Source organism: Stenotrophomonas sp. 22692, assembly GCF_052045015.1.
In the GTDB taxonomy this organism is placed as follows: Bacteria; Pseudomonadota; Gammaproteobacteria; order Xanthomonadales; family Xanthomonadaceae; genus Stenotrophomonas; species Stenotrophomonas geniculata.
In genome coordinates, this window is the sequence record NZ_JBQEMR010000031.1 from 1 (window position 1) to 21,851 (window position 21,851).

The following is a 21,851-nucleotide window of genomic DNA, read 5'->3' on the forward strand; positions in this document are numbered from 1 at the left end:
GGCGCCATGGATGGCGCCATCGAGCCCCCAGGGACGGGTTTACGGCGTGTCCTGCGAACCCACAGCGCCCCGCCAAACCCACAGAAAGCCAGAGCCGACGCTCCAGCAGTTGCAGTTGCAGTTGCTCCGGCCTCTGCGGGCGCCGGGCTGCAAGCCCGGCACCCAACCCTCAACAGCAGCGGCCGCCATTTCGTCCGCCGTAACGCGCTTCCTGGCGTTCGCGGAAGAACGTCTTGTAGTCCATCGGCTCCTGGTCCGGATGCTTTTCCAGCATGTGCCGGACGTAGTTGTCGTAATCAGGAATGCCACAGCACAGCCGTGCGGTCTGCACCAGGCGCCGCCAGATGCGGCGGTGGGCCTGGTACTGGCCGGCGGGAACCAGTTGCGTGCTCATCACAGATCCACCATTTCATGCGGCTTCAGCGCCACGTACGGGGTCTCGCGGTCGCTGCGCTGCGGATTGCGGCGGGCCGCCAGGATGGTCTTGATCGAATACACCAGCACCGCGCCCACCACCAGCAGGAACAGCGCGGTCAGGCCGGTGTTGACGTAGGCGTTGACCACGATCTGCTTCATCTGCGCCACTGACTTGGCCGGTGCGGTGATGGTGTCGCTGGCGAGCGCGGCCTGGAACTTGTGTGCCTGTGCCAGGAAGCCCTGTGCCGGGTTGCTGTCGAAGATCTTGATGAAGCCGGCGTAGGTGGTGCAGATCAGCAGCCACACTGCCGGTACTGCGGTAACCCACGCATAGCGGTCACGCTTCATCTTGAACAGCACCACCGTGCCCAGCATCAGCGCGATACCGGCCAGCATCTGGTTGGAGATGCCGAACAGCGGCCACAGTGTCTGGATGCCACCGAACGGATCGACCACGCCGGTGTAGAGCAGGTAGCCCCACAGCGCCACGCAGCCTGCGGTACCGATGATGTTGGCGGTCCACGACTCGGTCTTCTTCAGGGCCGGCACGAAGTTGCCCAGCAGGTCCTGCAGCATGAAGCGTCCGGCGCGGGTACCGGCGTCCACCGCGGTCAGGATGAACAACGCCTCGAACAGGATCGCGAAGTGGTACCAGAACGCCATCATCGCGTCGCTGCCACTGGGAATTGCTTCGTGCAGGATCTGCGCGATGCCCACCGCCAGTGTCGGCGCACCACCGGCACGATGCAGGATGGTCGGTTCGCCGATCGCCGCCGCGGTCGCAGTCAGCTGTTCGGGCGTGATGGTGAAGCCCCAGGTGTTGGTGATGTAGTGCGCCGCCGAGGCCGCGTCTGCACCGATCACCGCGGCCGGGCTGTTCATCGCGAAGTAGATGCCCGGGTCGATGATCGATGCGGCCACCAGTGCCATCACCGCTACGAACGATTCCATCAGCATGCCGCCGTAGCCGATGTAGCGCATGTGCGCTTCATTGGCCAGCAGCTTCGGCGTGGTGCCCGAGGAAATCAGGGCATGGAAACCGGAGACCGCACCGCAGGCGATGGTGATGAACAGGAACGGGAACATGCCGCCCTTCCACACCGGGCCATCACCGCTGGCGGCGAACTGGGTCAGCGCCGGCATCTTCAGTTCCGGCATCACCACCAGGATGCCGATGGCCAGCGCGATGATGGTGCCGATCTTGAGGAAGGTCGACAGGTAATCACGCGGGGCCAGCAGCAGCCACACCGGCAGCACCGAGGCGACGAAGCCGTAACCGATCAGCATCCAGGTGATCTGGGTACCGGTGAAGGTGAACGCCGGGCCCCAGACCGGATCGGCGGCGACCTTGCCGCCGTACCAGATCGCAGCCAGCAGCAGGATCAGGCCAACCACCGAGATCTCGCCGATCTTGCCGGGGCGGATGTAGCGCATGTACACGCCCATTAGGATCGCGATGGGCATCGTCGCGATCACCGTGAACATGCCCCACGGGCTTTCGGCCAGCGCCTTGACCACCACCATCGCCAGCACCGCCAGGATGATGATCATGATCAGGAACGCGCCGAACAGCGCGATGGTACCGGGCACCTGGCCCATCTCTTCTCTTACCAGGTCGCCCAGCGAACGGCCGTTGCGGCGGCTGGACAGGAACAGGACCATGAAGTCCTGCACCGCGCCGGCCAGCACCACGCCCACCACCAGCCACAACAGGCCGGGCAGGTAGCCCATCTGCGCAGCCAATACCGGGCCGACCAGCGGGCCGGCACCGGCGATGGCGGCAAAGTGATGGCCGAACAGCACGTGCTTGTTGGTCGGCACGTAGTCCAGGCCATCGTTGTTGATCACCGCCGGGGTGGCCCGGGTCGGATCCAGCTGCATCACCTTGTTGGCGATGAACAGGCTGTAGAAGCGGTAGGCGACCAGGTACAGCGAAACCGCTGCCACCACGATCCACAGTGCGTTGATGTGTTCGCCGCGGCGCAGGGCCACGGTGCCCAGACAGAATGCGCCGAGCAGGGCGAGTACCGCCCAGCCCAGTTTGGAAAACCCTTTCATGAGGTGCTCTCTCCCGGAAAGACAGACAAAGAGTCCCGCGTGCCCTCGACAGGGTCAATTGGCACAGGACGAATCGGCGGTAGTACTTTGGTCGTACGTTTGTTGTGCTGACGTGCAGCGAACATCAGGGATGGAACAATCGGTTGCGGCGCCGTCCATTGGCGTGCGGCCGTGTGGCGTCCATCTTCAGTGGCATCCATCCAACAGGAGTCGCCATGAGCTTTCCCGAACCGGTCCGCGTGCTGCGGACCATCCGTGGCATGCCCACCTCCGACGGTGCCGGCGTGCGCCTGACCCGCGTCATCGGTGGCCCCACGCTGCCCGACCTGGATCCGTTCCTGCTGCTCGATGAGTTCGGTACCGATCGTGCCGAGGACTACATCGCCGGGTTTCCGGAGCATCCGCACCGCGGCTTCGAAACCGTCACCTACATGCTCGACGGGCGCATGCGGCATCGCGACAACCACGGCAACGAAGGCCTGCTGACCCCGGGCAGCGTGCAGTGGATGACCGCTGGCCGTGGCCTGGTGCATTCGGAGATGCCCGAGCAGGAGAGCGGGCAGATGCGCGGGTTCCAGCTGTGGGTGAACCTGCCAGCGAAGGAGAAGATGACGGATCCGAAGTACCAGGAATTCGCGCCCGAGCGCATTCCCGTGGTGCACCCGCAGCCGGGCGTGGACGTGAAGGTGATTGCCGGCAGCGTGGATGGCACGCAGGGCCCGATCGTGCAGCCGGCCACCGATCCGCTGTACCTGGACATCACGCTGGCCCCGGATCGCGCCTGGACCTATGCGTTGCCGGAAGGGCACAACGCCTTTGCATACGTGTTCGAAGGTGGCGTGACCGTGGGGGAGCAGGACGCCGCGCGTGGCGTGGCACGCCAGGAGCTGGCGGTGCTGGGCGGCGGTGAGCAGCTGCACCTTTCGGCCGGCAGCGAAGGCGCGCGGCTGATCCTGGTGGCCGGCCGTCCGCTGCGCGAACCGGTGATGCGCCACGGGCCGTTCGTGATGAACACACGGCAGGAACTGATGCAGGCCTTCGTCGATTTCCAGGAAGGCAAGTTCTGAGGGAGTGCCGGCCGCTGGTCGGCAACCTCTTCTGATCGGGAACGAAGCGTTTGCCGGCCAGCGGCCGGCACTACCGTCGGATCGGGTCGCATTGCGGGGATGCTGCCAGGCAGTCATCCCCGTCACCTTCAGCGCCCCGCGGCCACGGCCGACGGGGTCAGGCTCATGCCCTGCGCCAGCTGCTGCAGCGAGCCCAGTTCCTGGGCGCTGTCCGGATACAGCGAAATCTGCGCGTAACGCCCTTTGTCGAGCTTGACCACACTGATGCGGCGCTCGGCATAGCCGGGCGGCTGCTGGCCTCCCAGATCGGGCTGGTACCAGTACAGCGACTCACCGCCGAAGCTGCCCTTTTCCTGGCGCAGCGAGCGGTTCAATGGAAGGTTGGGATCGCGCGCACTGAGCATCAGGCTCAGTACCTCGCGGCCGTCCCCGGTGCTGGCGCGGCAGACCAGGAAATCGGCCTGTGCCTGCTGTTGCCACTGCAGGCCACTGCTGGCCGGCAATGAAGGACATTCGGTGGGAGCCTGCGCAGCGGCCTGGGCCGCAGCGAACAGCAGGCTCGACAACACTACAGGCGCGAACTTCATGCATCCCCCAAGGTGGTGTGTCGTTGGCTCCGCCGGATGGACCGGCAGCCTTGGCATCCCATCCCCGGATGCCACCCCGGCCGGCATGTGCACGGACGGTCAACTCAACCTTAACGGAACGTGAGCAATCGCACAAATTGCGGTTACAAGCGTAACCATTGCGGCCGAAGGTCGGCCGCAATGGTTCGCAGGCCTCAGCGGTCGTTGCCGATCCACTTGTAAATGATGCCGCCGATCGCACCGCCCAGCAGCGGGGCGACCCAGAACAGCCACAGCTGGCTGACCGCGCCGCTGCCGGCGAAGAACGCGACGGCGGTGGAGCGGGCCGGGTTCACCGAGGTGTTGGTGACCGGGATGCTGATCAGGTGGATCAGGGTCAGCGACAGGCCGATCGCCAGCGGCGCGAAGCCGGCCGGCGCCTTGCCATGGGTGGCGCCCATGATCACGACCAGGAACACCGCCGTCAGTACCACCTCGCACAGGAAGGCGGCCGCAACGCTGTAGCCGCCGGGCGACAGCGCGCCATAGCCGTTGCTGGCGAACGCACCGGCCTGGCTGCCATCAATGGCGAAGCCACTGGCGCCGGAGGCGATCTGCAGCAGGATGAAGCCGGCCAGCAGGCCGCCGGCGACCTGGGCGATGATGTACGGCACCAGGTCCTTGGTCGGGAAGCGGCCGCCAGCCCACAGCCCGACGCTGACTGCCGGGTTGAAGTGCGCGCCGGAGATGTGGCCGAACGCATAGGCGCCGGTCACCACGGTCAGGCCGAAGGCGAGCGCCACGCCGAGGAAACCGATACCCAGCGGATTGCCGTCACCACCGAACTTGGCGGCCAGCACCGCGCTGCCACAGCCACCCAGAACCAGCCAGAACGTGCCGAGGAACTCGGCGGACAAGCGTTTACCCATGCTCATGTGTTGCACTCCTTTGACGGTTGAAAGTGTGATTTATGTCACATTTCAGTGATCAGCGGGTGACTGTAGTGTCAACGCCGGGTGCAGGGATACACCTTCGGATGTGTGCAACACGCGATGTTCAGTACTGCGGCAGCGGGATGAACTCCTTGTCGTCGCCCGGGATGGTGCCGAAGCGACCGGCCTCCCAGTCGTGCTTGGCCTGCTCGATGCGCTCCTTCGAGCTGGACACGAAGTTCCACCACAGGTGACGCGGGCCATCCAGCGGCTCGCCACCGAACAGCATCGCCTTCACCGGCGTCTTCGCGCGCAGGCGACCTATCGCACCGGCTTCGGGAATCACCAGGTGCTGGGCGGGGATGTCCACGCCGTCCAATTGCGCGTCGCCTTCGAGGATGTACAACGCGCGCTCGCGGTGGCCATTGTCGATATCGATCTCCGCATCCGGGTCGAGGTCGATCGCTACGTTGAGGGTGTCGGCGAACACCTTCACCGGCGATTCCTCGCCATAGGCGCGCCCGGCGATCACCCGCAGCCAGGCACCATTGCGGCGCTGCTCGGGGAGGGTGGCCGCGGCATGGTGGTAGAAGGCCGGTTCGATTTCCTCATGCGACTTCGGCAACGCCACCCAGGTCTGCATGCCGTGGATCGGGTTGTCATGGTCGCGGTCCGGTTGCGGCGTGCGCTCGGAATGGGCGATGCCGCGACCGGCGGTCATCCAGTTGACGTCACCGGGACGGATCACCTGGTCCGACCCCAGCGTGTCGCGGTGGCCGATCGCGCCCGACCACAGGTAGGTCACGGTGGCCAGGCCGATATGTGGATGCGGGCGCACGTCGATGGCGGTGCCGGGGTGCATGAGTGCCGGGCCCATCTGGTCGACGAACACGAACGAGCCGATGCTGCGCGCCTGCAGGGTGGGGACGGCGCGACGGACTTCGAGGCCGCCGATGTCGTGCACGCGCGGGGCGATGATGGTGGTCATGCGGGCGTTCTCGCTGGCAGGGATCAGGTGGTCAGCATGGCATGCAGCTGTGACGGGCACATGCCCCGTATGGGTAACAGGTTGTTCCAGCCAACGGCGCAGCCCCTCGTGGCTGTGGGGTTGGTCGCTGAAGGCAGAAGCAAAAGCAGAAGCCGCGCTTGGCCGGGTGGGTGGGTGGCGCAGGGGACGCTGCAAGTACGTCCATGTAGCTCGATCGCCGCGTCCATGCGGCTCACGCCCCTGCGCCACCCACCCGCCCGGCCTCTGACAGTTTCCGTGTGCTGTGCAGCCACGGAGAAGAAAAAGAAAATCAAAATCAAACGCCGGTCGCTTCGCTCTTGGTGTCGACCAAGGTCGACACCCACCAGTTCGTAATGATCCGTGCCGACCAACGTCGACACCTACCAGTCATCGCAGTTCACTCACCGTCACCGAAATCTGCCAGGGGTGGGGCGGTGTGGGCAGGCAGGACCGTTGGCGCCATGGATGGCGCCATCGAGCCCCCAGGGATGGGTTTACGGCGTGTCCTGCCTGCACACACCGCCCCGCCCAACAAACAGAAAAGCCAGAGCCGGCTGTTGCTCTGGCTCTGGCTCTGGCTCTGGCTTTTGCTTCGGCGGTTGCCTCGGCGGGTGCCGGGCCGCAGGCCCGGCCGATAAACTCAAACCACTGGTTCGCGCAGGGCGGGGTTGTCCCAGCCGGGGCGCGGGGCGAAACGGTCGCCGTGGCGCTGCTGCAGCGCCTTCAACCGCTCGACGATCGCATCGGCACCCACCGCACGGATGTGCTGGATCGGACCGCCACGGAACGGGGCGAAACCGGTACCGAAGATCACGCCCGCATCCAGCAGGTCCGCATCGGCCACCACGCCCTCGTGCAGGCACGCCACGGCCTCGTTCAACAGCGGCAGGATCAGGCGGTCCTCCAGATCGGCCGGGGCCTGGTAATCGCTGGCCACGTCCGGCTTCTTCGGCTTGCCGTTTTCCCAGGTGTAGATGCCCTGGCCGTCCTTCTTGCCACGCTTGTCCGGTTCCACCGTCTGCAGTGCGGCCGGAATCTGCAGGCCCAGGAACGGCGCCAGTTCGCGGCCGACGCCTGCGGCCACGTCCAGGCCCACGGTGTCGATCAGTTCGATCGGGCCCATCGGCATGCCGAATTTCACTGCGGCCTTGTCGATCACCGGGCCCGGAATGCCCTCGGCATACGCGGTGGCGGCTTCCAGCATGTACGGGAACAGCACGCGGTTGACCAGGAAGCCCGGGCTGCCGGCCACCGGCACGGGGAATTTGCCCAGCGCCTTGCAGAACGCGGCCAGGCGGCGCTCGGTCTCCGGCGCCATGCCGTCGTGATGGATGATCTCCACCAGCGGCATCTGCGCCACCGGGTTGAAGTAGTGCAGGCCGGCGAACTGTGCCGGGCGCTGGATGTGGTCGCGCAGTTCCACCAGCGGAATCGACGAGGTGTTGGTGGTCAGCAGCGCGTCCAGCTTCATCTTCGGTTCGAGCGTCTGGTACAGCGCACGCTTGGCTTCCGGGTTCTCGATGATCGCTTCGATCACCAGGTCGGCCTCGGCCACGCCGTTGCCTTCCAGATCGGCACGCAGGCGCGCGGCCACCGCCGGGCGCTTGCTCTCGTCGCGCACCTTCTTGGCGAACAGCGCCTGCGCCCGTTCCATGGCCGGGTCGATGAAGCGCTGCTCGCGGTCCTGCAGCGTCACCTCGAAGCCCTTGTAGGCCGCCCACGCGGCGATATCGCCGCCCATCACGCCGGCGCCGACCACGTGCACGTGGCGGATGCCGGAGTCACCGCCGCCCAGGCCCTTCAGGCGCTCGGTCAGGAAGAAGATGCGGATCAGGTTGCGCGCGGTCGGCGTGCTGGCCAGCTTCACCACGGCGCGGCGTTCGGCATCCAGACGCGCCTGGATCGGCTTGCCGCCGCTGCGCTGCCAGGTGCTGATCAGCGCGTAGGGCGCCGGGTACTGGTCCTTCTTGGCTTTGCGTGCGACCTGCTTGACCATCTGCGGTGCCAGCAAAGTGCGTGCCAGCCAGGTGTTGGTGGCCCAGGCCGTCGCGCGCTGCTTGAACGGGCGGGTGGTGCCGGACAGCGCCAGCGCCACGGCGGTGTCGAGCACCACCGCCGGCGCCACCACCTTGTCGACCAGGCCGATGCCACGCGCGGCCGAGGCCGACAAGGTGCGGCCGGTCAGCATCATGTCCATCGCTGCCGGCGCACCGACCAACTGCGGCAGGCGCGCGCTGCCGCCCCAGCCGGGGAAGATGCCCAGCTGGGTTTCCGGCAGGCCGATGCGGGTGCTGCTGTCATTGGAGGCCACGCGGTAGCGGCAGGCCAGTGCCAGTTCGGTGCCGCCGCCCAGGCAGTGGCCGTGGATGGCCGCCACGGTCGGGCAGGGCAGCTCGGCCAGCTTCTGGTAAGTGGCCTGGCCGCGGCGGATGGCGTCGTTGACGGTGCCGCGGCGGTCGAACTCCTGGAACTCCTTCAGGTCCGCACCGGCAATGAAGCCGGCCTTCTTCAGCGACTGGATCACCACGCCCTTGGGCGGGTCCAGCGCAATGCGCTCGAGCAGGTCGCCCAGTTCCAGCAGCACGTCCTGCGACATGGCGTTGACGCTGCTGTCCTGACGATCCAGGGAGAGAACCACCACGCCGTCGTCGCGGATCTCGGGGTGCCAGTGGCTGAAGCGGAGACCATCGAAGCCTGAGAGCATGGACGTTCCATCCGGTTGTGTATGGAGAAGCGGCTATGATCCAGAGGTTGTTTCCCCCGCGTCAAATCCCAATAGCAGGGGAGTGGCGACCCCGGATCCATGGCCGTGGACCGGAACGCTAACGGAACGGTGGTTAAAAGCTGGTGCGGCGCCAGGTGATCGGCGACTGAACTTTTCCCGGGATTGGCAGTCTCATTGCCCGACGTCGGTTGGGCTGACAGGAGTGCGGCCCCTCATGGCCGATGTTGATACACCTCAGGAGCTGGATCTGGAACTGGTCCGGCGCGTGCAGCACGGCGAGAGCGCCGCGTTCGATGTCCTGGTGCGCAAGTACCAGCATCGCGTGGTGGCCCTTGTCGGTCGCTACATCGCCGACTGGAGCGAATGTCAGGACGTCGCCCAGGACACTTTCATCCGTGCCTACCGCGCGATCGGAAGTTTCCGTGGCGATGCCCAGTTCTCAACCTGGTTGCATCGAATCGCCGTGAATACCGCCAAAAACTACCTGGCTTCACACAATCGCCGACCGCCGACCGATGACATCGACATCGGTGATGCCGAACAGTTCGACAGCGGGACGCGCCTGCGCGACACCGACACGCCCGAACGCGAGTTGATGCGCCAGGAACTGGAACAGACGGTAATGAAGGCCGTCAACGCGCTGCCGGAAGAGCTCCGGTTGGCGATCACCCTGCGCGAGGTGGAAGGCCTGAGTTACGAGGATATCGCGCAGAAAATGGGGTGCCCGATCGGCACCGTGCGCTCACGGATCTTCCGGGCGCGCGAGGCGATCGACACCGAACTCCGGCCGCTGTTGGACATCGGCAGCGCCACCCGTGAGAAGAGCCGCGTATGACCAGTAATCCGTTCAACGAATCGCAGAACCACCAATCGCCCGCCGGGCAGCGCCTGGACCAGCGCCATCGCGAGCAGCTGTCGGCCCTGGTCGATGGCGAGCTGGGCGCCGATGAAGCGCGCTTCCTGCTGCGCCGGATGGAGCACGACCCCGAGCTGGCCGGCTGCCAGGAACGCTGGCAGCTGCTGGGCGACGTGATGCGCGGACAGGCCTCGGCGCTGGCGCCGGCCGGCTTCAGCGCGGCCGTGGCCGCCGCCATCGCCGCCGAACCGGCGCCGCAGGCCGAGCCGCGTCGTCAGGTACGCCGTAGTGGTTGGCGGGCCTGGGGCGGTGGCGCCGCACTGGCCGCATCGGTGGCGGCGGTGGCCCTGTTCATGGGCGGTGAGAAGCTGAAGGAGGCCACCCCGGGCGAGCCGTCGGCACCGCAGGTGATCGCCAGCCAGGCCGAACTCGCGCCGGCACCGACGACGCCGGGTCCGGTGACCGAAGCTTCGGTGGATAGCGCCGCAATGGCCGTGGCCGGTGTACCGGCAGTGGCCATGGCTGCGTCCAGCCGTCGCCAGGACACCCGTCGCGCCAGCGTTACCCGCAGCCAGCAGGCCGCGCGTGCCGCCCAGCGTGAGGACATGCCGCAACGCGCTGTGGCCGCCGCACAGGCACCGTTGACCCCGACCGTGCCGGCCAATGCCAGCCGCAACATGCCGTTCGGTGAGGTCGGTGGCCTGCAGGCGCGACCGTGGCCGCGCTCCAGCCTGGCGCCCGCTGCCGGCGGCGCGCTCAATGCGAGCTTCCCGGCCCATGCCGGGGGCGCGGCGTTCTACCCGTTCGAGCCGCGCCTGCAGGACGACCTGCCGGTGCCGCCGCGCCCGCGCGACTGAGCCGGGCGCTTTCATGCCCCGCCGTCGGCGGGGCCCGTATTCCTCTTTCCATCCGATCCGGAGGTTGCCGTCCGATGACTCCCCGACTCCGCACGCAGGCCATGGGCCTGCTGGCCCTGACCCTGCCGTTGATGGCCTGCGCGCAGGCCCCGGCTCCGGCCGCCCAGACCCAGGCCGCGCCGGCCGCCGCGCCGCGGGCGCAGGCCCAGCCGCTGGTCACGGGCCTGCCTGACTTCACCAATCTGGTCGAACAGGTCGGGCCTGGCGTGGTCAACGTCGACACCACCATCGTCCGCAACAACCGCCAGGCCTCACGGGGCCCGATGGGCGGCGGCGATGACATGCCGGAGTTCTTCCGCCGCTTCTTCGGTCCGGATTTCCCGATGCCGGGGCAGGGCCCGGGCGGCCCGGACGGTGGCCCCAGCATCAAGGGCCGCGGCATGGGCTCGGGCTTCATCATCTCGCCCGATGGTTATGTGCTGACCAACTACCACGTGGTGGCCGATGCCAGCGAGGTGAAGGTCAAGCTGGGTGACCGCCGTGAGTTCACCGCGAAAGTGGTGGGCAGCGACCAGCAGTACGATGTCGCACTGCTGAAGATCGACGGCAAGAACCTGCCGACCGTGCGCGTTGGCGACTCCAACTCCCTCAAGCCGGGTCAGTGGGTGGTCGCGATCGGCTCGCCGTTCGGCCTCGATCACTCGGTCACTGCCGGCGTGGTCAGCGCCCTCGGCCGCAGCACCGGCGGTCCGGACCAGCGTTACGTGCCCTTCATCCAGACCGACGTGGCGATCAACCAGGGCAACTCCGGTGGCCCGCTGCTGAACACCCGTGGCGAAGTGGTCGGCATCAATTCGCAGATATTCTCCGCGTCGGGCGGCTACATGGGCATCAGCTTCGCGATCCCGATCGACCTGGCGATGAGTGCGGTCGAGCAGATCAAGAAGACCGGCAAGGTCACCCGCGGCCAGCTCGGCGCGGTGGTGCAGGAAATCGACGGCCTGAAGGCGCAGGCGATGGGCCTGCCGGACAGCCGCGGCGCCCTGGTCAACCAGATCGTGCCGGATTCGGCTGCAGCCCGGGCCGGGGTGAAGATCGGCGATGTGATCCGCTCGGTGAACGGCGCGCCGGTCAACAGCTGGTCCGACCTGCCGCCGCTGATCGGCGCGATGGCACCGGGCAGCCGGGTCACCCTGGGCGTGATCCGCGATGGCAAGCCGCGTGACCTCAGCGCCACCCTGACCGCCCTGACCGAAGACGGGCAGGCCAGTTCGCGTGGCCCGGCCACCGGCGACAGCGATGCGGCGCCGCAGGCCGGCGCCAATGCCCTGCTGGGGCTGGACGTCAGTGACCTGACCGCGCCGCAGCGCAAGCAGCTGGGCCTGGAATCGGGCGAAGGCGTGCGCATCACCGGGGTCAAGGGCCAGGGCGCGCGTGATGCGGGCCTGTCTCCGGGCATGGTGATCCTGCAGGTGGCCAGCACCCAGGTCGGCAGCGTGGACGCGCTGAACCGTGCGCTGTCCAGCTACAAGAAGGGCGACGTGGTGATGCTGCTGGTACGCACCGGCAGCGGCAACAGCGCGTTCGTAGCGGTCAAGGCCGGCCAGTAAGGCCTGCCGGGGCCGCTTCGGCGGCCCCTGCTTCTCCTCCGAAGCCCCGCCCCGGCGGGGCTTCGGCCGTTCCGGACCCGGTCCGATGAGGCCGTTTTCGCGGGCGGGCGCCGGGCATGCGATAATCGACCGTTACCCTGACGACGCCGCGCGCCGCCGCCACCTATGTCTTCTGATTCGATGCGGAACATCCGCAACTTCTCCATCATCGCCCATGTCGACCACGGCAAGTCCACGCTGGCCGACCGCATCATCCAGCTCTGTGGTGGCCTGCAGGCCCGCGAGATGGAAGCGCAGGTGCTCGACTCCAACCCGATCGAGCGCGAGCGTGGCATCACGATCAAGGCGCAGTCGGTGTCGCTGCCGTACCTGGCCAAGGACGGGCAGACCTACCATCTGAACTTCATCGACACCCCCGGCCACGTCGACTTCTCCTATGAAGTCAGCCGCTCGCTGGCCGCCTGCGAAGGCGCGCTGCTGGTGGTCGATGCGGCCCAGGGCGTGGAAGCGCAGTCGGTGGCCAACTGCTACACCGCCGTGGAGCAGGGCCTGGAAGTGGTGCCGGTGATCAACAAGATCGACCTGCCCACCGCCGACATCGAGCGCGCCAAGGCCGAGATCGAGGCCGTGATCGGCATTGACGCCTCCGACGCCGTGCCGGTCAGTGCCAAGACCGGCCTGAACGTGCAGGACGTGCTGGAAGCGATCGTGCACCGCATTCCGCCGCCGAAGCCGCGCGACACCGAGAAGCTGCAGGCGCTGATCATCGACTCCTGGTTCGACAACTACCTGGGCGTGGTCTCGCTTGTGCGCGTGATGCAGGGCGAGATCAAGGCCGGTGACAAGCTGCAGGTGATGTCCACCGGCCGCAACCACCAGGTCGACAACGTCGGCGTGTTCACCCCGAAGCGCAAGGTGCTGCCGGCGCTGCGTGCAGGTGAAGTGGGCTGGGTCACCGCCAGCATCAAGGACGTGCACGGTGCGCCGGTCGGCGACACCCTGACCCTGGCCGGCGACCCGGCACCGAAGCCGCTGCCGGGCTTCCAGGAAATGCAGCCGCGCGTGTTCGCCGGCCTGTTCCCGGTCGATGCCGAGGACTATCCGGACCTGCGCGAAGCGCTGGACAAGCTGCGCCTGAACGATGCCGCGCTGCGCTTCGAGCCGGAAAGCTCCGAGGCGATGGGCTTCGGCTTCCGCTGCGGTTTCCTCGGCATGCTGCACATGGAAATCGTGCAGGAGCGCCTGGAGCGCGAATACAACCTGGACCTGATCAGCACCGCGCCGACGGTGGTGTATGAAGTCCTGAAGACCGATGGCTCGATCATCAACATGGATAACCCGGCCAAGCTGCCGCCGGTGAACCAGGTCGAGGAGATCCGCGAGCCGATCATCCGTGCCAACGTGCTCACCCCCGAGGAGTACATCGGCAACATCATCAAGCTGTGCGAAGAAAAGCGCGGCAGCCAGATCGGCATCAACTACCTGGGCAGCCAGGTGCAGATCAGCTACGAGCTGCCGATGGCCGAAGTGGTGCTGGACTTCTTCGACAAGCTGAAGTCGGTCAGCCGTGGCTATGCCTCGCTGGACTACCACTTCGTGCGCTTCGACGCCGGCCCGTTCGTGCGCGTGGATGTGCTGATCAACGGTGACAAGGTCGATGCGCTGTCGCTGATCGTGCACCGCAGCCATGCCGACCGCCGCGGCCGCGAGCTGTGCGAGAAGATGAAGGACCTGATCCCGCGCCAGATGTTCGACGTGGCCATCCAGGCCGCCGTCGGCTCGCAGATCATCGCCCGTACCACGGTCAAGGCCATGCGCAAGAACGTGCTGGCCAAGTGCTATGGTGGCGACGTTTCGCGCAAGAAGAAGCTTCTGGAAAAGCAGAAGGAAGGCAAGAAGCGCATGAAGCAGGTCGGCCGCGTGGAGATCCCGCAGGAAGCGTTCCTGGCCGTGCTGCAGATGGACAACAAGTAAGCCCGCACCGGCCCTGCGGGGCCGGTCGTCCGGTGACGTTGCAAAGGACCCTGAATGAAACTGTTTGAGATCCTCCTGGTCGTGCTGACCCTGGCCTCGGGCCTGATCCTGCTCGCGGACAAGCTGTACCTTGCCAAGCGGCGTGCCCAGCGCGCCGGCCTGCTCGATTCCGAGCCGGTGCTGGTGGACTACTCGCGTGCGTTCTTCCCGGTGCTGGCGATCGTGCTGATCGTGCGCAGTTTCATCGCCGAGCCGTACAAGATCCCGTCCAGCTCGATGATGCCGAACCTGTTGATCGGTGATTTCATCCTGGTCAACAAGTTCTCCTACGGCCTGCGCCTGCCGATCAGCAACACCAAGATCGTGCCATTTGGCGAGCCGTCGCGTGGCGATGTGGTGGTGTTCCACTTCCCCGGCCACAGCGACAACGACCCGGCAAAGGGCGAGAACTTCATCAAGCGCGTGATCGGCGTGCCGGGTGACACCGTGGTCTTCGAAGGCGACGGCATGATCCTCAATGGCGAACCGCTGAAGTACGACAACAAGGGCATCTACGCCGGCCACAAGGGTCAGGGCGAGGGCGCCAACCTGCTGGTCGAGCACCTGCCGGGCCGCACCCACACCGTGCTGGAGACCGACTACCCGCGTGGCCAGGGCCAGTGGACCGTGCCGGCCGGCAAGTACCTGGTGATGGGCGACAACCGTGACAACAGTGACGATGGCCGTTTCTGGGGCCTGCTGCCGGAAGAGAACCTGCGCGGCAAGGCCTTCCTGATCTGGCTGAACTGCCAGGGCTGGTTCTGCAAGGATGGCTTCGAGCCGTCGCGGATCGGCTCGAGCATCAACTGACCGGGCATCAACCGGGTATTTTCACATCCAACGCGTATCTGGGGAGAACGCAATGAAGACGATGAACACGCAGCGTGGCATGACCCTGACCTCGTTCGTGACGGTCCTGATCGTGGTTGGCTTCTTCCTCTACATCGGCATGAAGCTGTTCCCGATGTACCAGGAGTACTACGCGGTGCGCTCGGCGATGAAAAGCCTGGCCAACGAGCCGGGCGTGGGCAGCATGGAGCCGGCGCGCATCCAGGACCTGTTCTTCAAGCGCCTGTACATCAACTACTCGGACAATGTGAAGCCGGCCAACGTGAAGTTCGACCGTCGCGACAATGGCTGGACCCTCAAGGTCAACTACGAAGTGCGCCGTCAGCTGATCGGCAACCTCGATGTGGTTGGCAAATTCGATTCTTCCCAGGACCTGACACGAAGCGGTGCCCAGTAAATTCATCCAACGTGGCGACCTGATTGGTCATGCCTTCAGCGACCTGGCCCTGCTCAAGCAGGCGCTGACGCATCGCAGTGCCGGTGCGCCGCACAACGAGCGCCTGGAGTTCCTCGGCGACAGCATCGTCAACATGATGGCGGCCGAGGCGTTGTACCGACGCTGGCCCAAGGCTGACGAAGGGGCGATGACCCGTGCCCGTGCCGAGCTGGTGCGTGAAGGCGCGCTGGCGGTGATCGGGCGCACCCTGGAACTGGGCGAGCGGCTGACCCTGGGTCCGGGCGAAATGAAGTCCGGCGGTCATCGCCGCGACTCGATCCTGGCCGACGCGGTGGAAGCCGTGGTGGCCGCGATCTACCTGGATGCCGGCTTCGAGGCCTGCCGGGCGGTGGTACTGCCCTGGTTCAGTGCTTCGATCGAGGCACTGCCGGCCTCCGGCCGGCCCGAGAAGGATCCCAAGACCCGCCTGCAGGAATGGCTGCAGGCCCGACAGAAGGCGTTGCCGCAGTATGAACTGGTGTCAGAATCCGGTGACGACCACGCCAAGCACTTCCGGGTACGCTGCAACGTAGCCGACCCGGCCGCCAGCATCGAGGGCGAAGGCGCCTCGCGGCGGCTTGCCGAACAACAGGCGGCTGCAGCCGTCCTAGAACAACTGGATTCCAAGTGAGCGAACAAACTTCCCATCATTGCGGCAGCGTGGCCGTCATCGGCCGCCCGAACGTGGGCAAATCGACCCTGACCAATGCCCTGGTCGGCGCCAAGGTCAGCATCGTTTCCAACCGCCCGCAGACCACGCGCCATCGCCTGCTGGGCATCGCCACCTATCCGGAAGGCCAGTTGGTGCTGGTCGACACCCCCGGCCTGCACAAGGTGCAGAAGCGGGCGATGAACCGGGTGATGAACCGCGCCGCGCGCGGCTCGCTGGAAGGCGTCGATGCCGGCCTGCTGGTGATCGAAGCCGGTCGCTGGGACGAAGAAGACAGCCTGGCCTTCAATGTTCTGCGCGACGCCGGTATCCCGGTGGTGCTGGTGGTCAACAAGATCGACCGTCTGAAGGACAAGGGCGCGCTGCTGCCGTTCCTGCAGGAAGTCACGGCCGGCCGCGACTTCTCGTCCGTGCACCCGATCTCGGCGCAGAAGCGCAACGGTCTGGAAGCACTGGTACGTGACGTACTGGCGCTGTTGCCGGAAGCGCCGCCGATGTTCGGCGAAGACGAGATCACCGACCGCAGCCAGCGTTTCCTGGCCGGCGAGCTGGTGCGTGAGCAGCTGATGCGCCAGCTCGGCGAGGAACTGCCGTACGCGACCACCGTGGAAATCGAGCGCTTCACCGAAGATGGCAACCTGCTGCGCATCGGCGCGGTGATCTGGGTCGAGCGCGAGGGCCAGAAGGCGATCGTGATCGGCAAGGGTGGCACCCGGCTGAAGGAGATTGGTGCCAAGTCCCGCCTGCAGATGGAACGTCTGTTCGGAGCCAAGGTGTTCCTGGAGACCTGGGTGCGCGTGCGTGAAGGCTGGTCCGACGACGAGGCCGCACTGAAGGCCTTCGGTTACGAGTAAGCCGTTGCGGTCGCTTCGATGATGATCGAGGACGACACTGGCTTCGTGCTGCACGCACGGGCCTACCGCGAGACCAGTCTGCTGGTGGAAGTGTTGAGTGCGCAGCATGGCCGGATCGGCCTGCTCGCGCGTGGCGTATCCACCGCCAAGGGACAGGTGCTGCGCGCTGCTCTGCAGCCGCTGCAGTGGATCCGCTTCAGTGCCCAGCAGCGGGGCGAACTGGCCCAGTTGCGGGGTGCCGAGGCGCTTGATGCCGCGCCACGCCTGGTCGGCCAGGCGATGCTGGCCGGCTTCTACCTGAGTGAACTGACCCTGCGCCTGGCCCCGCGCCAGGACCCGCTGCCTGAGTTGTACCTGGCCTACGGCGAGGCGCGTGCGCGGCTGGCCGTGGGCGCCGGCCTGGCCTGGACCCTGCGTCGCTTCGAACGCGAGCTGCTGTCCGCGCTGGGCCTGGGTTTCGATCTGGACAGCGCGAGCGACGGCCAGCCGATCGACCCGGCCGCGCGCTACGAACTGGACCCGCAGGAAGGCGCGCAGCGCCTGCTGAGCGAGCGCGGTGGGGAACGCCGGGCGGCGGCGACTGGCTCGGCGCTGCTGGCGTTGGCGGCCGACGAAGAGCCCCATGCCGCCGACCTGGCCAGCCTGCGTCTGCCGATGCGGCGGGTGCTGGCCCATCACCTGGGCGCCCGCGGCCTGAAGTCCTGGGAAATGCTCGAGCAGCTCGTGCCCCGCAGGTAGGGGATGTTCGGCAGGGCTTGCAGCCCTGCACCTGCCGAATCAACGGCAACGGCAACGTCAAAAGCAAAAGCTGGTTATCCGTGGGTAGGCGCGGTGGGTCCGGTTGCGGGAGACGCCGTAAACCCGTCCTTGGGGGCTTGGCCGCGGCATCCATGCCGCGGACACTCCCTCAACCGGACCCACCCCGCCTTCGACAGATTCTTGCGAGCTGTTGGACATGCCGACGGGGTCAGATCCGTTTTCCGAAGGAAAACGGATCTGACCCCAGTTTGAATTTCGATATCTGACAGAGATTCATCCACGCATGGCGTGGATCTACTGGCCACCGGTCAACTGTCGAAGGCGGGGCACTGTGGGTTTGCGGGGTGTGAGCGCCATGGATGGCGCGACCAAGGCTACATGGACGTACTTGCGCCGTCCCCGCATACCCACAGTGCCCCGCCATTCCACGGGATGCCCGCTGTTGCCGTTGCTTCGGCTGTTGCTCTGGCTTGAAGCAGGTGCAGGGCTGCAAGCCCTGCCGAACACCCTCAATGCAGCAGGGCCGCCACCGCCGCGCGGAACCCGTCCTGGGCCTGCCCGGACTCCGGCGCATGATGCAGCTGCCGCACCGCGCGTCCCAGCCGTGCCGCCCCGACAAAACCACAACTGGCCTGCAACCGGTGCAGCTGGCTGCGCAGCTGGCGCTCGTCGTGCTGGTCCACGGCCTGCTCGACCGCGTCGCGTACCCCCGGCAACTCGGCCAGGAACAGCTCGCGCAGGGCGATCAGGTGGTTGCGCTGGCCATTGAGCGCGGCCAGTGCCGCGGTCTCGTCCCAGTCCTGCACCTGCAGCTCGACCGCTGCCGGGGCCGGGGCAACGAAGATCCCCGCTGGGCTGTTCACCAGCGCGCGGCGCACGGCTTTCAGCAACTGGTCGCGGCCCAGCGGCTTGACCAGCGTGTCGCTGAAGCCAGCTTCACGCAGGCGGGCATGGATGGAGGTGTCGCCATCGGCGGTATGCGCCAACGCGGGGGTATCGGGGTGTGAACGGCGCAGTTCGCGCAGCAGCTGCGCGCCGTTGCCGTCCGGCAGGTTGACGTCGATCAGCCACAGGTCATGCGCGCCGGGTTCGGCGCTCGCCAGCGCACTGGCCAGTGAATCTGCGGTGTCCACGTCCGCCGGTAACGTTTCCAACGCCGCCTTGAAAAAACCGCGGCTGATGATGTCGTCCTCGACAAGCAGGAAGCGGGGCCGGCTGGCCCGCGGGGTCATCTGCATCAGGGCTGCCTCCATGTCAGCTGTTGCAATCATCAAGCACGGCGGCGGCGGGCGCAAGCGGGTCCGGGCCCTGCCGGTCAGGATCTGCGACAATACGCCCCCATTTTTGCCCGCAGCCTGTTGCCACGTGGCCCGATCCCGCTCCCGCATCGACCGTACCCCGTTCCAGACCGAGATCCTCGACCTCAGCCATGATGGTCGCGGCGTCGCCCGCCGTGAGGGTGAGGGCGGCAAGGTCACCTTCGTCAGCGGCGCACTGCCGGGTGAGGTGGTCATGGCCGAACAGACCGCCCGCAGCCGCCATTTCGACGAAGCGCGCACGGTGGAAGTGCTGAAGGCCTCGCCGCAGCGCGTCACCCCGAAGTGCCCGCACTTCGGCACCTGTGCCGGCTGCGTGCTGCAGCACCTGGACGAAGACCAGCAGATCGTGGCCAAGCAGCGCGTGCTGATGGACAACCTGGAGCGCATCGGCCACGTGAAGCCGGGAACCGTGCTGGCGCCACTGGTCGGCGAGAGCTGGGGCTACCGGCGCAAGGGCCGCTTCTCGGTGCGCCGGGTCGAGAAGAAGGACAAGACCCTGGTCGGCTTCCGTGAACAGGACCCGCGTTTCGTCGCCGACCTCAGCCAGTGCCTGACCGTGATCCCGGAAATCGGCACCAAGGTCGAGGCGCTGTCCACTTTCATCGAATCGCTCGACGGCAAGCGCGATATTCCGCAGATCGAGTTCATCGCCGGTGACCAGGCCGTGGTCCTGACCGTGCGCCACCTGCAGCCGCTCAGCGATGCCGATCGTGCGGCCTGGGCCGCCTTCGGCCAGCAGCATGGCTTCGTGATCTACCTGCAGTCCGGCGGCGTGGACACGGTGCAGCCGCTGGACGGGCAGGGCGTGCCGCTGTCGTTCCGGCTGGCGCCGTGGGACGTGGAACTGGCGTTCCGCCCGCTGGACTTCATCCAGGTCAATGCCAAGCTCAACGAGAAGATGATCGCCCACGCCCTGGACCTGCTGGAACCGGGTGAGGACGAGCGCGTGCTGGACCTGTTCTGCGGCCTGGGCAATTTCACCCTGCCGCTGGCGCGCCGCGTGCGCGAAGTGGTCGGCGTGGAAGGCGATGCCGGCCTGGTCGCGCGTGCGCGTGAGAACGCCGAGCGCAATGGCCTGGCCAACGCCCAGTTCTTCAGTGCCGACCTGACCCAGGACCAGCGCAGCACCCCGTGGATGCGCCAGGGCTTCGACAAGCTGCTGCTGGACCCGCCGCGCTCGGGCGCGATCGAAGTGCTGCAGCAGCTGCCGCTGAAGCAGTTCAAGCGCATCGTCTACGTCAGCTGCCACCCGGGCTCGCTGGCCCGCGATGCCGGCTATCTGGTCAACGAACAGGGCTTCACCCTGGTCAGCGCCGGTGCCATGGACATGTTCCCGCACACCGCGCACGTGGAAAGCATCGCGGTGTTCGAGAAGCGCTGATCGGCTGTCATGCCCATCGCGCATAATGGTGCGATGGGCATCGAAATCGAACGCAAATTCCTCGTCAGCAGCGATGGCTGGCGCGCCGCCGCGCACCGGGTGATCCCGATGGCGCAGGGCTACATCAACGACATGGGGGCGCTTGACCGCGGCACCCAGAACGCCTCGGTGCGGGTGCGCATCGAAGGCGACCACGCCGCGTTGAACCTGAAGTCGCGCACCATCGGCCATACCCGCCAGGAGTTCGATTACCCGATCCCGGTGGACGATGCACGCGCACTGCTGGCGCTGTGCGTGGGTGGCCTGATCGACAAGCACCGTCATCTGGTCGAGCACGCCGGCCTGACCTGGGAGGTGGACGAGTTCCTCGGCGACAACGCCGGCCTGGTGGTGGCCGAGGTCGAGCTGGACAGCGCCGACCAGGCGATCGACCTGCCGGATTGGGTGGGTGCCGAAGTCACCGACGATGCGCGCTACTACAACGTCGCGCTGGCCAGTCACCCCTATTCACAGTGGTGAACCCCAAAAAGGGGACGGAGGGGATTAAGTCATCTTTACCCCACCTGTGCGGGAACCGACTTAGTCCCCTCCGTCCCCTTTTAACGAGGGAGGCGGGCCCCATGTCGTGGGGATGAGAATCGATATCTACTCCGACGTGGTCTGCCCCTGGTGCTGGATCGGCAAGCATCGTTTCCAGCAGGGCGTGCAGTTGCTGGGCGCGAACGCGCCTGAACTCGATATCCACTGGCAGCCGTTCCAGCTGGATCCGGATGCGGACGCCACCCCGGTGCCGCTGCGCGAGGCCTACGTGCGCAAGTTCGGGGGCGTCGAGCGTACCGAGCAGATCCTCGGCCAGACCCAGACCACCGCGCGTGCCGAGGGCCTGCCGATGGACTTCAGCCAGGGCCAGGTGCGGGTGACCACGCTGCCGGCGCACCGGGTGCTGTGGCTGGCCGGCGAGCACGGCGTGCAGGATGCGGTCGGCGAGGCTCTGTTCCGCGCCCACTTCGAGCATGGCCAGAACCTGGCCGACCCCTCGGTGCTGATCAAGGCCGGCGTGGCGGGCGGCCTCGACGCCGGCGAAATCGCGCAGATGCTGGCCTCCGACCGCGGCTTGGCCGAGGTCGAAGCCAAGCTGGCGCAGGCCCACGCATTGGGCGTTTCTTCGGTGCCGACCTTCGTCATCGATGGGAAGTGGGCCATTTCCGGGGCACAGCCGCCGGAGGCCTTCGCCAACGCCCTGCGCCAGATCGCGGCCGAACAGGGCGCTCCGGCAGCGTCGGCTGACGGCGACGAGGCCTGCGGCCCGGACGGCTGCAAGGTCTGACCTGCCCCCCAAAAGGGGACGGAGGGGATCAAGAGGTATCCAGTCCACCTGGGTCGATTGCGCCTTGATCCCCTCCGTCCCCTTTTTCTGACCACTGCGCCTGTCGGCCGGTTCTGCGACAATGCGGCACTGCGCCATGCGGGCGC

The 21,851-nt window shown here is 66.6% G+C and carries 20 protein-coding genes; 13 read left to right on the forward strand and 7 right to left on the reverse strand.

Annotation, left to right across the window (positions count from 1 at the left end):
• Positions 1-169: 169 nt before the first annotated feature.
• Together ACTJJM_RS16640 and ACTJJM_RS16645 are read right to left on the reverse strand one after the other, a co-directional pair.
• A complete protein-coding gene (locus tag ACTJJM_RS16640; protein ID WP_005410613.1) occupies positions 170-394 on the reverse strand; it encodes a YbdD/YjiX family protein in 225 nt (74 codons plus the stop codon).
• A complete protein-coding gene (locus tag ACTJJM_RS16645; RefSeq protein WP_010482809.1) occupies positions 394-2,475 on the reverse strand; it encodes a carbon starvation CstA family protein in 2,082 nt (693 codons plus the stop codon). The genes ACTJJM_RS16640 and ACTJJM_RS16645 overlap by 1 nt, the downstream gene beginning before the upstream one ends.
• 215 nt (positions 2,476-2,690) lie before the next feature.
• Here ACTJJM_RS16645 and ACTJJM_RS16650 point away from each other — a divergent pair, with 215 nt between their 5' ends.
• Positions 2,691-3,542: a pirin family protein gene (locus tag ACTJJM_RS16650; RefSeq protein WP_010482810.1), complete on the forward strand. Its 852-nt coding sequence runs from the start codon at positions 2,691-2,693 to the stop codon at positions 3,540-3,542.
• Between the two features lie 128 nt (positions 3,543-3,670).
• Here ACTJJM_RS16650 and ACTJJM_RS16655 read toward each other — a convergent pair whose 3' ends face one another.
• The 4 genes from ACTJJM_RS16655 to ACTJJM_RS16670 all read right to left on the reverse strand — a co-directional run bounded on the left by ACTJJM_RS16655 (position 3,671) and on the right by ACTJJM_RS16670 (position 8,753).
• Positions 3,671-4,129 carry a hypothetical protein gene (locus ACTJJM_RS16655; protein WP_010482811.1) on the reverse strand — a complete coding sequence of 153 codons (459 nt, stop codon included), beginning with the start codon at positions 4,127-4,129 and terminating at the stop codon, positions 3,671-3,673.
• Positions 4,130-4,323: 194 nt separating this feature from the next.
• A complete protein-coding gene (gene aqpZ / locus ACTJJM_RS16660) occupies positions 4,324-5,043 on the reverse strand; it encodes an aquaporin Z (protein WP_440865826.1) in 720 nt (239 codons plus the stop codon).
• Between the two features lie 121 nt (positions 5,044-5,164).
• Positions 5,165-6,028: a pirin family protein gene (locus ACTJJM_RS16665; RefSeq protein ID WP_029550874.1), complete on the reverse strand. Its 864-nt coding sequence runs from the start codon at positions 6,026-6,028 to the stop codon at positions 5,165-5,167.
• Positions 6,029-6,689: 661 nt separating this feature from the next.
• Entirely contained in the window at positions 6,690-8,753 is a 2,064-nt protein-coding gene (locus ACTJJM_RS16670) for a 3-hydroxyacyl-CoA dehydrogenase NAD-binding domain-containing protein (protein ID WP_049455001.1), read from the reverse strand.
• 235 nt (positions 8,754-8,988) lie between these two features.
• Between ACTJJM_RS16670 and rpoE the strand changes: the two genes are divergently transcribed.
• The 9 genes from rpoE to recO all read left to right on the forward strand — a co-directional run bounded on the left by rpoE (position 8,989) and on the right by recO (position 17,657).
• Positions 8,989-9,609: an RNA polymerase sigma factor RpoE gene (gene rpoE / locus ACTJJM_RS16675; protein WP_010482816.1), complete on the forward strand. Its 621-nt coding sequence runs from the start codon at positions 8,989-8,991 to the stop codon at positions 9,607-9,609.
• Positions 9,606-10,487, forward strand: coding sequence for a sigma-E factor negative regulatory protein (locus tag ACTJJM_RS16680; protein ID WP_191863921.1), 882 nt, complete (start codon positions 9,606-9,608; stop codon positions 10,485-10,487). Before rpoE ends, ACTJJM_RS16680 begins: the two co-directional genes overlap by 4 nt.
• 74 nt (positions 10,488-10,561) lie before the next feature.
• Positions 10,562-12,097 carry a DegQ family serine endoprotease gene (locus tag ACTJJM_RS16685; protein ID WP_191863920.1) on the forward strand — a complete coding sequence of 512 codons (1,536 nt, stop codon included), beginning with the start codon at positions 10,562-10,564 and terminating at the stop codon, positions 12,095-12,097.
• 180 nt (positions 12,098-12,277) lie between these two features.
• Entirely contained in the window at positions 12,278-14,071 is a 1,794-nt protein-coding gene (gene lepA, locus ACTJJM_RS16690; RefSeq protein WP_010482819.1) for a translation elongation factor 4, read from the forward strand.
• Between the two features lie 54 nt (positions 14,072-14,125).
• Positions 14,126-14,920: a signal peptidase I gene (gene lepB, locus ACTJJM_RS16695; protein ID WP_010482820.1), complete on the forward strand. Its 795-nt coding sequence runs from the start codon at positions 14,126-14,128 to the stop codon at positions 14,918-14,920.
• Between the two features lie 52 nt (positions 14,921-14,972).
• A complete protein-coding gene (locus ACTJJM_RS16700; RefSeq protein WP_049411159.1) occupies positions 14,973-15,356 on the forward strand; it encodes a DUF4845 domain-containing protein in 384 nt (127 codons plus the stop codon).
• Positions 15,346-16,026, forward strand: coding sequence for a ribonuclease III (rnc, locus tag ACTJJM_RS16705; protein ID WP_440865827.1), 681 nt, complete (start codon positions 15,346-15,348; stop codon positions 16,024-16,026). The genes ACTJJM_RS16700 and rnc overlap by 11 nt, the downstream gene beginning before the upstream one ends.
• On the forward strand, positions 16,023-16,919 hold the full coding sequence (gene era / locus ACTJJM_RS16710) for a GTPase Era (protein WP_010482823.1): 897 nt from the start codon (positions 16,023-16,025) through the stop codon (positions 16,917-16,919). Before rnc ends, era begins: the two co-directional genes overlap by 4 nt.
• Positions 16,920-16,937: 18 nt before the next feature.
• The gene (gene recO, locus ACTJJM_RS16715) at positions 16,938-17,657 is read left to right on the forward strand and encodes a DNA repair protein RecO (protein ID WP_049411152.1); all 720 of its coding nucleotides are present in this window, start codon (positions 16,938-16,940) and stop codon (positions 17,655-17,657) included.
• A 530-nt stretch (positions 17,658-18,187) separates the two neighbouring features.
• Here the strand turns inward: recO and ACTJJM_RS16720 are convergent.
• Positions 18,188-18,916, reverse strand: coding sequence for a response regulator (locus ACTJJM_RS16720; protein ID WP_010482825.1), 729 nt, complete (start codon positions 18,914-18,916; stop codon positions 18,188-18,190).
• Between the two features lie 127 nt (positions 18,917-19,043).
• On the opposite strand from ACTJJM_RS16720, the gene rlmD reads away from it, so the two are divergent.
• The 3 genes from rlmD to ACTJJM_RS16735 all read left to right on the forward strand — a co-directional run bounded on the left by rlmD (position 19,044) and on the right by ACTJJM_RS16735 (position 21,705).
• Positions 19,044-20,378 carry a 23S rRNA (uracil(1939)-C(5))-methyltransferase RlmD gene (rlmD, locus tag ACTJJM_RS16725; protein WP_010482826.1) on the forward strand — a complete coding sequence of 445 codons (1,335 nt, stop codon included), beginning with the start codon at positions 19,044-19,046 and terminating at the stop codon, positions 20,376-20,378.
• A gap of 33 nt (positions 20,379-20,411) precedes the next feature.
• Positions 20,412-20,897, forward strand: coding sequence for a CYTH domain-containing protein (locus ACTJJM_RS16730; protein WP_010482827.1), 486 nt, complete (start codon positions 20,412-20,414; stop codon positions 20,895-20,897).
• 112 nt (positions 20,898-21,009) lie between these two features.
• Positions 21,010-21,705 carry a DsbA family oxidoreductase gene (locus tag ACTJJM_RS16735; protein WP_010482828.1) on the forward strand — a complete coding sequence of 232 codons (696 nt, stop codon included), beginning with the start codon at positions 21,010-21,012 and terminating at the stop codon, positions 21,703-21,705.
• The last annotated feature ends 146 nt before the right edge of the window (positions 21,706-21,851 follow it).

Coding starts and splice junctions, on each gene's coding strand:
- ACTJJM_RS16640 (WP_005410613.1), bottom strand. CDS start 394: ATGAGCACGCAACTGGTTCCCGCCGGCCAGTACCAGGCCCACCGCCGC.
- ACTJJM_RS16645 (WP_010482809.1), bottom strand. CDS start 2,475: ATGAAAGGGTTTTCCAAACTGGGCTGGGCGGTACTCGCCCTGCTCGGC.
- ACTJJM_RS16650 (WP_010482810.1), top strand. CDS start 2,691: ATGAGCTTTCCCGAACCGGTCCGCGTGCTGCGGACCATCCGTGGCATG.
- ACTJJM_RS16655 (WP_010482811.1), bottom strand. CDS start 4,129: ATGAAGTTCGCGCCTGTAGTGTTGTCGAGCCTGCTGTTCGCTGCGGCC.
- aqpZ (WP_440865826.1), bottom strand. CDS start 5,043: ATGAGCATGGGTAAACGCTTGTCCGCCGAGTTCCTCGGCACGTTCTGG.
- ACTJJM_RS16665 (WP_029550874.1), bottom strand. CDS start 6,028: ATGACCACCATCATCGCCCCGCGCGTGCACGACATCGGCGGCCTCGAA.
- ACTJJM_RS16670 (WP_049455001.1), bottom strand. CDS start 8,753: ATGCTCTCAGGCTTCGATGGTCTCCGCTTCAGCCACTGGCACCCCGAG.
- rpoE (WP_010482816.1), top strand. CDS start 8,989: ATGGCCGATGTTGATACACCTCAGGAGCTGGATCTGGAACTGGTCCGG.
- ACTJJM_RS16680 (WP_191863921.1), top strand. CDS start 9,606: ATGACCAGTAATCCGTTCAACGAATCGCAGAACCACCAATCGCCCGCC.
- ACTJJM_RS16685 (WP_191863920.1), top strand. CDS start 10,562: ATGACTCCCCGACTCCGCACGCAGGCCATGGGCCTGCTGGCCCTGACC.
- lepA (WP_010482819.1), top strand. CDS start 12,278: ATGCGGAACATCCGCAACTTCTCCATCATCGCCCATGTCGACCACGGC.
- lepB (WP_010482820.1), top strand. CDS start 14,126: ATGAAACTGTTTGAGATCCTCCTGGTCGTGCTGACCCTGGCCTCGGGC.
- ACTJJM_RS16700 (WP_049411159.1), top strand. CDS start 14,973: ATGAAGACGATGAACACGCAGCGTGGCATGACCCTGACCTCGTTCGTG.
- recO (WP_049411152.1), top strand. CDS start 16,938: ATGATGATCGAGGACGACACTGGCTTCGTGCTGCACGCACGGGCCTAC.
- ACTJJM_RS16720 (WP_010482825.1), bottom strand. CDS start 18,916: ATGCAGATGACCCCGCGGGCCAGCCGGCCCCGCTTCCTGCTTGTCGAG.
- ACTJJM_RS16730 (WP_010482827.1), top strand. CDS start 20,412: ATGGGCATCGAAATCGAACGCAAATTCCTCGTCAGCAGCGATGGCTGG.
- ACTJJM_RS16735 (WP_010482828.1), top strand. CDS start 21,010: ATGAGAATCGATATCTACTCCGACGTGGTCTGCCCCTGGTGCTGGATC.